The sequence below is a fragment of the Pseudomonas sp. SDT291_1_S447 genome (assembly GCF_054070155.1).
On record NZ_JBSVXS010000146.1, the window covers coordinates 1 to 11,292 of the forward strand.

Sequence of the window (11,292 nt, forward strand, 5' to 3'; positions counted from 1 at the left end):
CAGCTACGCCAGAATCCGCCGGCTTGTGCGCCTTGGGGGCGGGTTCTATTGTGGTCCGGTCGCTGACAAATCAGCGATCGGGTTTAGCGACTCGAATTCAAGTTCAAAGGTGCATCAGCGTTCCAGGCTTCGTTGCGGATCTGTATTTTCGCGATTTCGTCATGGTGGCTGTATGCGGGAGACCCTCGGGTCTGCCGGGTGCCTTTGACCGGTTCGCTAACCTGCGTACAGCCGCCACCCCTCCTGTTTAGCGACAGGTTGTAGCGGCTCCACTTCAAAGGAGCTTCACCATGATCAAACCAACACCCAACCCGCCCGAAATCGACTCCACTTCCCCCTACGAATCCCTCGATTCAAAAAAGCTCAACGACGCCGCCGACCGCGCCCTCGATCACTACCTCTGCCCACCCGGCTCGACCCCACCACCACGCAAAACCCGGCGGATGTACGCCGTTAACGCCGACTTCAAAAACGAGGAACTGCTGGCCGATGCCTGCGAAACCCTCGCCTCAGCCAGAACCATCGCTCATGACTTCGCTCATCTCGTACCGGCGTCACAGCGCCGGACGCTGCTGGGGATCGCGCAATTGATCATGCTCGGCGAGCTGGCGGTGAATCGGGTGATGGATAATCTGGAGTTGCCGCAATAGCGCGCCCCTGTGACACGCCTTGAGTGAGGCGCTGTAGCGGCCGACGCCTTCGCGGGCGAGCCCGCTCCCACAGGGATCGGTGTCGTTCACAAGACTGCGTTGCCCCCCCCCCGAACCTGTAGAGCCTGCTCGCGTAGGCATCTTCAAAGCCTGCACATCGCCTCAACAAAGAAAATCCGCCGCCTCGTTAAAATCGGGACGGCGGATATTGACGTTGCGTCAGGAAAACCGTTTCTGATACGGAGCAACAAGTGGCCGCTCGTCGGATACCACCACGCACCTGTCAGACTTGACAGGTGCGTCATTTTTTAATTCCGCTTTAACTGACTCCATCGCCCAACCACGGACCGGAGTAAGCCTCATGTCTAATGAAAAGCTCAACAACCCTCAAGCCTTGCGACCTCCCTACTTCCCTGCGCTGGTCACCCTCGACCCTGCAGAGCATTACTACGGCGGCATCCCCATCCGGGCTGTGGAAGGCGATCTGCAAGGCATTGTCCCCGCCTGGGGGAGGATGGGAGTCGGCGATAAGGTCGAGGTGTTCTGGGGCAATCCCGATGTGGCACTCTGGAGCAAAATCCTCGAGCTGGATTCCGAGCTCAACAAGGACGTCTCCTTCACCCTGCCCAAGGCCCACGTGCTCGAGGGGGATGCCACGCCGGTGTTCTACCGGATTTCGCAGAAAAACCAGGTTCCAGAAGATTCGATACCCGTGCTGACCTTGCTGGTCAAGCTCACGCGGCCCGGCGAATACGATGACATTCCCGGCGATGACGGCCACTCTGATCTCAAGTTCACCCTCTCCCATGATGAGGTCGATGAACAACTGCCGGACGAGGGAGTGACGATGTCCGTCGTGCCCTACCGCAACCTCACCCGCTACGATCGCATCCTCGCGCGCTGGGGCAGCCAGCAAGTGGTGCATGTCGTTACGCCGGAACAGGCAGAGAATCCGACTGCCCATCCGATCACCGTTGTGTTTAGTCGCAAAATAATCGAAACCGCGGGCGATGGCCCACGCGTGGCGGTGGCTTTTCAGGTCATCGACCGCTGCGGCAACTATCCGGATGAACGCGCACCGTGGTCGGCGCAGCGCTATGTGTTGGTGGACCTGGGCGGTAATCGGTTGAACGAGCCAAAGGTATTGGTCAATGGTCTGCCGACCGAGCGCATCGATCTCGCTCAGCTCGGGGATGACGATGTGATCGTCCGCGCATACACCCCGAAGGAATATTTCAATGTGGGTGACGAGATTGCGATGACCTGGGTCGGCATCCCGGCGCAAGGCCCGCAAATCATCGTCGGACCGCTGGAGCAGACCGTCGAATTCGTAGACTTTAACCTCGACTTCCCCATCCCCAACGCGGCCGTCAAAGCCATCGCCAAGGGGAGCGCCTCGATCAGCTACATACGCCACCGTAGCGGGGAGCAGGACCGCCCGTCGAAAAATGCCAGCATCACCGTGGTCGGCGACATCAGCCAGTTGGCCGCACCAACCGTCGACGAGGCGCCTGACGGGACGTTGCCATCCGACACAACGTTGGCCACGGTGAATATCCCGTGGTATCCGGGTCGTAAAGCCAGCGACCTGGTGAATCTGATCTGGGTCGCGCAAGCCCCCGGCGGTGGCACCGTTTATTACGATGATCCGCAACTGGCGGGTGATGTCGCGGAAAACCAGCCCATCCGGCGCAGCGTGCGCAACGAAGTGATCCTGTGGTTCAAAGGCCTGAGCGTAAAGGTTTATTACGTCGTCACCGACAGCGAAACGGCACTATTGAGCGTGCGCGAATCATTGCCGTTCATGATGCAGGTGAGCGTGACCCTGCCAGTCGCCACGTTCCTCGAAGCTACAGGTGCGCAGAAGGATCAGCTCAATCCCAACACGATTCCAAAAGGTGCAACTGTGGTCATCCCGGCTGCCGCGCTGCTGCAGGAAGATGATCACATCACCGTCACCGTAGAAGGCAAAACCGCCACGCGCCACCAATACACCGTTTCGCCGGTCGATGTTGGCAAGGAGCTGACCTCAATCAATATTTCCCACGCGCGTATCAATGATGAAAACGGTGGAGAAATCTCGCTCAGCTACAAAATCGCCCGTCAGGCGGGCGGCATGGACGGACCGTCGAACCCGAGCGTTTATGACGTGCGCAACGTGATCGGCAGAGGCGTACTGAGCATTTTCGGGGCACGCTTTCAACATACATTAGTCATTCCAAGGGGTGCTAGCCGGCTCTTGAGCACATTCAATGCCGAAACCGGCCAACCCGTGGCTGCCGAGTGGAAATATCCGTCAGACAGTCACTGGACAACGGCTACTTCCTGGCGCGACGACTTCCCACTGCAGCCCTTGCAAGTACGTACCGCAGATGACCGACTGACGCTCAATCCACTGAATATCTTCGGCAATAACACAGCTGTAGTCGCTCATCGTGATGAGGGGGAACTTGTAGGTTGGGGAGTAGAAGAGAATGGCGCCGACATTCCGCCGAATATTCGATTGCTCAAAGACATTGTTCAAGTTTGCAGCACACAAAAAGCGTATGCAGTGCGCCGAGCTAACGGCGAGGTGCATGCCTGGGGCGAGGGGCAGCAGGGCGGGGACATGGGTCACGTAGACCCAACAGGTTTTACACAATTGGCCGGCAGTAACTCGGCATTTGCTGGACTGAAGAATACCGGGCGGGTTTTCTCTTGGGGAGATACGGCAGTACCTGCGCCCATCAGTGCGCTGACCGATCTTGTTCGCGTGGTGGCCGCTGGTTACGCCTTTGCAGCACAACGGTCCAATGGGCAGTTCGTAGCGTGGGGCGGCCAAGCAATGCCTGGCGAAATAGGCAGACTCACCGATATAAAAGAATTGTGGGGTAACTATGACGCCTTTGCCGGACTTCGACACACCGGCCAGGTCGTGGCGTGGGGTGGTTCTTTAGCCGGAGTCGTGCCTGACGACATCGCAGCAATGACCGACCTCGTCGAATTGAGATCATTCGAAAAAGCTTTTATCGCAAGACGCAAGACCGGTCAGATCGTGGGCTGGGGAAGCAGCAATGCGGACACTATTGGACCGGTGATTGAAAAAATGACGGATATCATTGACATAGCCGCGACATTTGGCGCATTTGCTGGACTTCGAAGCAACGGTCGGGTTGTGGCTTGGGGGAAGACTGAATCCGGGGGGCTATTGCCGGAGGAGATCGCACAACTGGACGACATTGTTCAGATGTGCGGCTGCCTGACAGCATTCGCAGCCCTGCGTAAAAATGGCACGGTGGTCACTTGGGGGAATCCAGATATGGTAGAGAAAATCTCTCTCGTCGCCGATCAACTCACCGAGGTGCATGCCCTTTATGGCAGTGCTCAGAGCTTCACCGCGCTAACTGCCGACGGTCGAGTGGTCACCTGGGGTTATCCCCGCACTGGCGGTGACAGCAGCGCAGTTCAGCATCGCTTAATAGGGCAGGTGTCCTATTTGGCGACGCCCGCCTCAAGAGGGTTGGCGCTCAAGGCAAGGCGTTTGCTGGAAACGAATGCCGGCACCACGACACCCTCTCATTAAGCGCCCGCTCAGTTCAACCAGTGGTGTTCTTGCAGAGACCCCGCTGGTTGCCAAGGACTTTGAAGTGAAAGCTGGCGTTCAGTCGATTGGATCGCCGCCCGGAGCGGGCCTGCTCGCGAAGGCGGGTTCACATACTCCACATCGCTTCAAGAAAAACGGAACCACTGTCCCGTTCAATCGGGACAGCGAGTTTTGGCGTCTCGACAGCAAATTTTTTCTTCCAAGCGATAAACGACCACTCATCGGGTTTCGTCTGACACCTGTCAACTCTGACAGGTGTGCACTTTCCCGCTGCCTGTTTTAATGACTCCATCAAGGCGTTGTCGACTTAGTAATTATTCGATTGATGTACTTGATTGATTTCTTCCAAGACGAAGACTTCATTTCAAAATTAATGATTGCAATACTCAAGAGCAACATCACCAGCCTTTAAAAATTTGGCTGCCAGCACTTACCAACGCTCTAATCTATCGATACCGAGGAGAATGAAATGACTACCAACTTTACCAACCTGGATGACTTCACCGATTTTACAAAAGCGTACTGGAACGGTTGGTCCCCCATCGACGGTGGGGAATTGATTACAACTGGAGACCACCAGTATTATCTTCATTACCCTAAAACGGCTACTGGAACGATCACTAAAACAATTACGTTAGAATCCGGAAAACTATACGAATTCAACTTCAGCTACAACAACAACCGCCTCGATGATTCCGAAATGACTTTAAGCTTAGGCGATGAACAACTGATGCGCCAGAAGCTCCCGATCACATGGGAACAATGGCATGAATTTGAGGGACTGTTCAAACCGAAAGACACCGCCAGCAAAAACACTTTGTCTTTCAGTGCAACTAATATTGCCGACCTTGACAACATCCGAATCAGGCTTGTATCTGAGAATGAACTCGCAGCAAAAATGAAAAAATTCGACATGCAGAATTCACCGAAGGTGGTTTGAAAAATAGTCGATTGGAGGTCAGTGTTGCCCCCTTCAGGAGCAGGCTCGCACGCAGGGCACTGGGGCTATCCCGGAGACTTTCGGTGGTTGCGGGATTGCTTCGCTCCTTACTCTCGTTGGTAGAAAAATCAGAAGATCACAGCCTTCGGCAGCTTTTACAGTTTCGTATTTCAACTGTAGGGGCTGCCGAAGGCTGCGATCTTTTGCTTTAAACGCCGGTCACTGCGCGATCAGAATGTGCTTGGGCAAAATTTCGCCGAACTTGAGTTCTTTGCCATTGAGGTACTGCGTACCGCGCAGCAACTGCTCTCCCTCCACTTCGACGAAATCCTCATCCATGTACATGAAAACCACCTTGGTCTCCGGCGCACGGGTCCCGGGACCTGTCAGGTGACTTTCCAGCAGATTGAGTGCCCAATGGAATTGGATGACCGGCAACTCGCCGAGTTGAATCAGGTGATCATCTTGCAGCGATCGAAAATCCTTGCGCGCCGTGATGCGTAACGTGCGACCGACCCGTTCAAACGTCGGCTTGCCAAAGCGCACTGCCAGATCAGGGCCGGTCGCCCATTGATCCATGTAATAGCTGGGCGAGGTGAACAGATCGAACAAGGCCTGGTTGTCGCGAATGTTCCCCGCCGCATCAAACAGATAGTTGTAGGAATAGTGGTAAGCCAGGCCGTCCAGCTCGGGTCTGATGGCGTTGACCGGATTGTCGAGATAACCCGGAATATAAACATTGGCCATTTGCACAAAGTGGGTGAAGTCCAGATCCAGATCGAAGCTCGCCGTGTAACGGATGCTCCGCTCCTTCAGGTTCTCCTCCAGCCGACCTGAAACAAAGTCCAGTGTCATTCCTTCAAGCTTTTTATAGATAGCCTCTGCCATGATCGTGCTCTCTGCGCTACGGGACTATTCCCATGGCCATGGCACCTCAGCGGGAGCGAAGCGTCTACTGTCAGAACTATCAGGTTGGGCGGGGTTTCGGACAGACGGTAAACCGGGCCTGCCCCCCGTCTTCCGCTTTTCCATTCAAACCAGACAGACCGCTGTCGCGAACAGGCGAAGGCCTACAGGGGATTGCATTCCAAATGTGGGAGCGAGCTTGCTCGCGAAGGGGCCAGTGAGTCAGCGCAAATCGCCTTTTAAACTCGGGCGTTTAAAAGACACCTTCAGACACGTCTTACAGGCTACACATCCTTGCGCCATTGCCTACAGCTACGCCAGAATCCGCCGGCTTGTGCGCCTTGGGGGCGGGTTCTATTGTGGTCCGGTCGCTGACAAATCAGCGATCGGGTTTAGCGACTCGAATTCAAGTTCAAAGGTGCATCAGCGTTCCAGGCTTCGTTGCGGATCTGTATTTTCGCGATTTCGTCATGGTGGCTGTATGCGGGAGACCCTCGGGTCTGCCGGGTGCCTTTGACCGGTTCGCTAACCTGCGTACAGCCGCCACCCCTCCTGTTTAGCGACAGGTTGTAGCGGCTCCACTTCAAAGGAGCTTCACCATGATCAAACCAACACCCAACCCGCCCGAAATCGACTCCACTTCCCCCTACGAATCCCTCGATTCAAAAAAGCTCAACGACGCCGCCGACCGCGCCCTCGATCACTACCTCTGCCCACCCGGCTCGACCCCACCACCACGCAAAACCCGCCGGATGTACGCCGTTACCGCCGACTTCAAAAACGAGGAACTGCTGGCCGATGCCGATGCCAGCGAAACGCTCGCTTCAGCCAGAACCATCGCCCATGACTTCGCCCACCTCATACCCGCGTCGCAGCGTCGTACTTTGTTGGGGATTGCACAGCTGATCATGCTGGGCGAACTGGCGGTGAATCGGGTGATGGATAATCTGGAGTTGCCGCAGTAGCAGGGATCTGTGACAAGCCTTGAGTGAGGTGTTGTAGCAGCTGACGCCTTCGCGGGCAAACCCGTCCCACAGGTTCGGCGGTGTAAACGCAGCCTGGTGATCGACACCGATCCCTGTGGGAGCGAGCCTGCTCGCGAAGGCGTCTTCAAAGCCCCCCACATCGCTCAAGCAAGAAAAAGCAAACAACCGCTCGTCGGATACCCCCGCGCACCTGTCAGATCTGACAGGTGCGCAAATCCCCCATCCAGCGTTGAATCACTCCACCGCCGTGCGCCCTGGAGTCCCCCATGTCCACCACCCGACAGCCCGACAACAACCCCCTGATCTTCAAGGAACTCGACATCCCCGGCCGCACCGGGCCAGTGTCCGAGACGCCCAAGGTCTGGGGCATCAACCTGGCCGCCGCGCGAGACAACTTTCCACGTCAGGGCCTGTTGTGCCGCGCCGGGCCGTGGAGCCCGATGGGCGTGGGCGACAAGCTGGTGATTTATTGGGGCGCCGGCCAGCAGGTGCTGCAGGAGACCATCGACCGCAGTGAAGTCGGTACCCAACTGCAGATGTTTGTGCCCGCCTCACGCATTGACGAGGGTCATTTTGCGGTGTCCTACGCGGTCACCCGCCTGAACCAGACGCCCGAGCCTTCGGAGGTGATGAACGTGCGGGTCAAACTCACCCGCCCCGGCGGCCATGACGACAGCGACGAGCCCGGCCATTCGAGGCTGGTCATGAGCATCCCCCGGGAAATCCTCGACGGCGGCATCGATCAGGACAACGTCGCCGCTGGCGTGCCGATCACCATCGGCACCGCTGGCGCGGCGCCTTATCCAAATGCCGCCGTCGGCGACGTGATTCAGGTGACTTGGGGCGGCGTGTTTGTCCTCAGTGATCCGCTGACCGAGGAACAGGCAACGGGGCAGACACCGATCATCGTGCATATCGACAAAGACACCATCAAGGAGGGCGGCGATTCCGGCGACGCCGGTCTGGCCGTGGCCTTCGAAGTTTACGATGTGGTCGATAACCGCTCCGAGGACTGGAGTGCCGAACAACGCGTAGTGGTGGCGCTCGACACGACCCTGTTGGGCGCACCGCTGCTCAAGGAGGCGCTGAACAACAAACTGGACGTCGACAAACTCGGCGAGGCCGATGGCACGGCGCAGGTTGTGGCCATGAACCGCCCCCATCCAGCCCCAAAAGACTTCGAGGTCGGCGACACCCTTTTTGTACGGATCAAAGGCACCCCGAAAGAAGGGGCACCGATCAATCTTGAGTTACCGGCAAAAGTCCTCCTCAGCGTGCCCAGCATCCCCGAAATTCCTGTGCCCAACGCCGTGCTGCGCCAACTGGCCCAGACCCAGATTGCCCTGTCCTATCGCCTGAAAAAGCACGACGCCTCCGACGACCTGCGCGCCAGGACCCAGTTCATCAGCGCCATCGGCGAGGTGCAGCGGCTTAAAGCCCCGGCGGCACTGGACGCCGTGTCAGGCGCGCTCGACCCGACGCTGAGCCAGGTGCGCATTGAAATCCCCTTCGACACCTCCTTCGCCGCCGGCCAGGCGATCAGGCTGTTCTGGCTCGGCACCCGCCCGGAACTGACCCCGTACCTGCCCGACCTGCCGCTGCGCCCGATCACCAACGGCGACATCGAGGCCAAAGAGCCGCTGCGCATCAACGTCCCCGGTGCGGCGCACCTGACGCCCATCAACGGCGGCAAACTGGAGCTGTACTACCAACTGCTGATCGAAGACTCGCTGCTCGGCACGATGAACCGGGTCAACGCCACCCACGCCATCCGCGAATCGATCCACGCCGACATCCTGCAAGTCGGCGAACCCCGCCTGGAACTGCCGGAGCCGCAAGTGGCCGGCGTGGTCGACGGCGTGCTGCCGGCCGACACCGACGGCACCACCCTGACCGTGATTTATCTGAACACGGTCAAGGGCGATGAGGTCTTCAGACAGTGGGTCGGCTCGAAAACCGGCACCGACAGCGACTCGATCAAGCTGAACGAATTCACCGCCGGCCAACCGGTGCCCTTCCCCATCGGGGCCGAGCTGATCAAGGGCAATGAAGGCGGCACGGTCACGGCGTCGTATTTCATCAAACGCGCGGCGGGGGGTGAACCCAGCTATGCCAATCCGCTGGAGTTCAGTGTCGGGGTGGCGCTGGAAAACCCCTTGCCGCTCCCGCAGATGCCGCAAGCCATAGGCAGCGGCGCCGCTGTGACTCTGGCACCGCTCAATGCCCAAACCGGTGGCCGGGTAATCGTGGCCTACACGGGTATGAACGACAAACACAGCATTCAACTGACCATGACCGGTACGCCCGGCGCCGGTTCTCCGACCATCGCGCCCAAACCGGGGGTCGCCAGTGGCAGCGTTGAATTTCTGATCCCACCAGAAGCGATTGCCGCCAACATCGGCAACACGGCGAAAACCTTCACGCTCCAATACGAAGTGACGCAGGGAACCAACAAATTCCCATCGCTAGCGCTCACGGTGACAGTCACACCGCTGCCCGCTGCGGAGCTGGACAAGCTCAGTATCGTGCAGGCCGAGGGGGATGAGCTGGATCTGAGCAAGGTCACAGCGGGCGCGACATTCCGCGCCGGGGTATGGGCATTTATGAAACAAGGTCATCCGGTGTGGGCAGAATTGAAAGGTAAAACAGCCCAAGGGGCAGAGCATAATCGCGTGCTGTGGAAAGTACCGGGCTCCGCTGTGTATCAGGCGTGGATCGACACCGGAAAATATGAGCAGGTCATCCCCTACAGTTATTTGAAGGATCTGGGGCACGACACAGATCTGGAGCTGCATTACAAACTGGCACTGACCTTGAGCCAGGTCGAAGCGGACGCGATTGTCGGGCCGGTGAAGGCATACAAGATCAAGGCTGTGGAAGATGTGAAACCGGACATTTCCTCGGTGAAAGACTCCAAAGGCGCAGAAATTGTGCACGACGGTGGTACGGTCGATCCCGTTGTAACCTTGACCGGTACCGCCGCGCCCAATCAGCAGGTCGAGGTATTCGAAGGCGCCGCGTCAAGGGGCAAGCACCCGGTCGACGGCACTGGCATCTGGACATATACCGCCACGCTGACCGCCATTGGGACTCGTACGTTCAAGGCCAAAGCGGACTATGGCACCGGCCAGGAATCAGTCGGCAGAACCTTCACGTATTCAAATGCAGTAAACCCTGCCATTACCTCGGTGAAGGACTCGCAAGGAGTGGAAATACCCAAAAACACCGTGACCCTCGATACCAGCATCAAGTTGACCGGCACCGCGACGCCACGCCTGCAAGTCGAGATTTTCGATGGGGTGGCGTCGAAAGGCAAAGCGCTGGTGAATGCCACTACCGGCAAATGGGAACTGGAAGTGAAAGACCTGAGCCTGACAGTGCACAACTTCAAGGCCAGGGCCTTGTATGGCACGGGTGTCGAGTCGGCGGTCTGGACACTGACCGTAGTAAAAAGCGCCTCAATATATGAGAACTTTAATAGCTCTTGGCCTCAGAACTTAAATTTAAATATACCTGTAAGACTCGCGAGCGGTCTGTCTATAACCGCATTACAACATGAACAAGGAGTAACATCTATAATTAACGACCCATTCAATCCAGGGCAACGGATTATATTTTTCATAGGAGGCTCGATAATTAATTTTAGTTGGGATGGCCTTGCAACCAGAATAAATATCGAGGTCTTTTACACTCACGCACCGAACCTTATTACTTTTTTTGACTCTAGTGGCCACAACATAGAAACAAGACAACTTCCCGTTGTCTCCCAAGGTTATTTTGAATATAAAGCACCTGCAGGACGATACATTTCTTACTTCCAGATCAATGGAGCGGCAGAGCCCGATTACGGCTTCTTCTTAGATAATATTTTGATAGACGAAGGCTAAATCAGGCAAAGGAGACGCATTTATTTATGGGACAAAGGGGATAGACCACAGAGGGGACGGATTTATTTAACCAGTGATTTAAACAGCGGGGCTTAATCGAGGTTTTTCTGCTGACGCGGATGGCCCTTTCGCGAGCAAGCTCGCTCCCACTGGGAAACGCATTTCAAATGTGGGAGCGAGCTTGCTCGCGAAGGGGCCAGTGAAGTCAGCGCAAAATCCATTTTAAACGCTGGCGTTTAAAGGACACCTTCAGACACGTCTTACAGGCTACACATCCTTGCGCCATTGCCTACAGCTACGCCAGAATCCGCCGGCTTGTGCGCCTTGGGGGCGGGTTCTA

6 protein-coding genes are annotated in these 11,292 nt (G+C 56.9%); 5 read left to right on the forward strand and 1 reads right to left on the reverse strand.

Annotated features, from left to right (window positions below):
• Positions 1–290 precede the first annotated feature (290 nt).
• The 3 genes from ACW9IR_RS26250 (at position 291) to ACW9IR_RS26260 (ending at position 5,173) form a co-directional block, all read left to right on the forward strand.
• Complete coding sequence (locus ACW9IR_RS26250; RefSeq protein ID WP_457465538.1) at positions 291–650, forward strand: DUF6124 family protein; 360 nt, start codon at positions 291–293, stop codon at positions 648–650.
• 361 nt (positions 651–1,011) lie between these two features.
• Positions 1,012–4,212 (forward strand): hypothetical protein, encoded by a 3,201-nt coding sequence (locus ACW9IR_RS26255; RefSeq protein ID WP_457465540.1) that lies wholly within the window; start codon positions 1,012–1,014, stop codon positions 4,210–4,212.
• Positions 4,213–4,702: 490 nt separating this feature from the next.
• On the forward strand, positions 4,703–5,173 hold the full coding sequence (locus ACW9IR_RS26260) for a hypothetical protein (RefSeq protein ID WP_457465542.1): 471 nt from the start codon (positions 4,703–4,705) through the stop codon (positions 5,171–5,173).
• 219 nt (positions 5,174–5,392) lie between these two features.
• Here the strand turns inward: ACW9IR_RS26260 and ACW9IR_RS26265 are convergent, their stop codons facing one another.
• Positions 5,393–6,061 carry a hypothetical protein gene (locus ACW9IR_RS26265; RefSeq protein ID WP_457465544.1) on the reverse strand — a complete coding sequence of 223 codons (669 nt, stop codon included), beginning with the start codon at positions 6,059–6,061 and terminating at the stop codon, positions 5,393–5,395.
• Positions 6,062–6,678: 617 nt separating this feature from the next.
• On the opposite strand from ACW9IR_RS26265, the gene ACW9IR_RS26270 reads away from it, so the two are divergent.
• Together ACW9IR_RS26270 and ACW9IR_RS26275 are read left to right on the forward strand one after the other, a co-directional pair.
• A complete protein-coding gene (locus ACW9IR_RS26270; RefSeq protein ID WP_457465546.1) occupies positions 6,679–7,044 on the forward strand; it encodes a DUF6124 family protein in 366 nt (121 codons plus the stop codon).
• 287 nt (positions 7,045–7,331) lie between these two features.
• Entirely contained in the window at positions 7,332–10,952 is a 3,621-nt protein-coding gene (locus tag ACW9IR_RS26275) for a hypothetical protein (protein ID WP_457465548.1), read from the forward strand.
• Positions 10,953–11,292 lie beyond the last annotated feature (340 nt).

What these genes read in the sequence shown, in the direction of transcription:
- ACW9IR_RS26250 (WP_457465538.1), top strand. Translation starts at nt 291, where the DNA reads ATGATCAAACCAACACCCAACCCGCCCGAAATCGACTCCACTTCCCCC.
- ACW9IR_RS26255 (WP_457465540.1), top strand. Translation starts at nt 1,012, where the DNA reads ATGTCTAATGAAAAGCTCAACAACCCTCAAGCCTTGCGACCTCCCTAC.
- ACW9IR_RS26260 (WP_457465542.1), top strand. Translation starts at nt 4,703, where the DNA reads ATGACTACCAACTTTACCAACCTGGATGACTTCACCGATTTTACAAAA.
- ACW9IR_RS26265 (WP_457465544.1), bottom strand. Translation starts at nt 6,061, where the DNA reads ATGGCAGAGGCTATCTATAAAAAGCTTGAAGGAATGACACTGGACTTT.
- ACW9IR_RS26270 (WP_457465546.1), top strand. Translation starts at nt 6,679, where the DNA reads ATGATCAAACCAACACCCAACCCGCCCGAAATCGACTCCACTTCCCCC.
- ACW9IR_RS26275 (WP_457465548.1), top strand. Translation starts at nt 7,332, where the DNA reads ATGTCCACCACCCGACAGCCCGACAACAACCCCCTGATCTTCAAGGAA.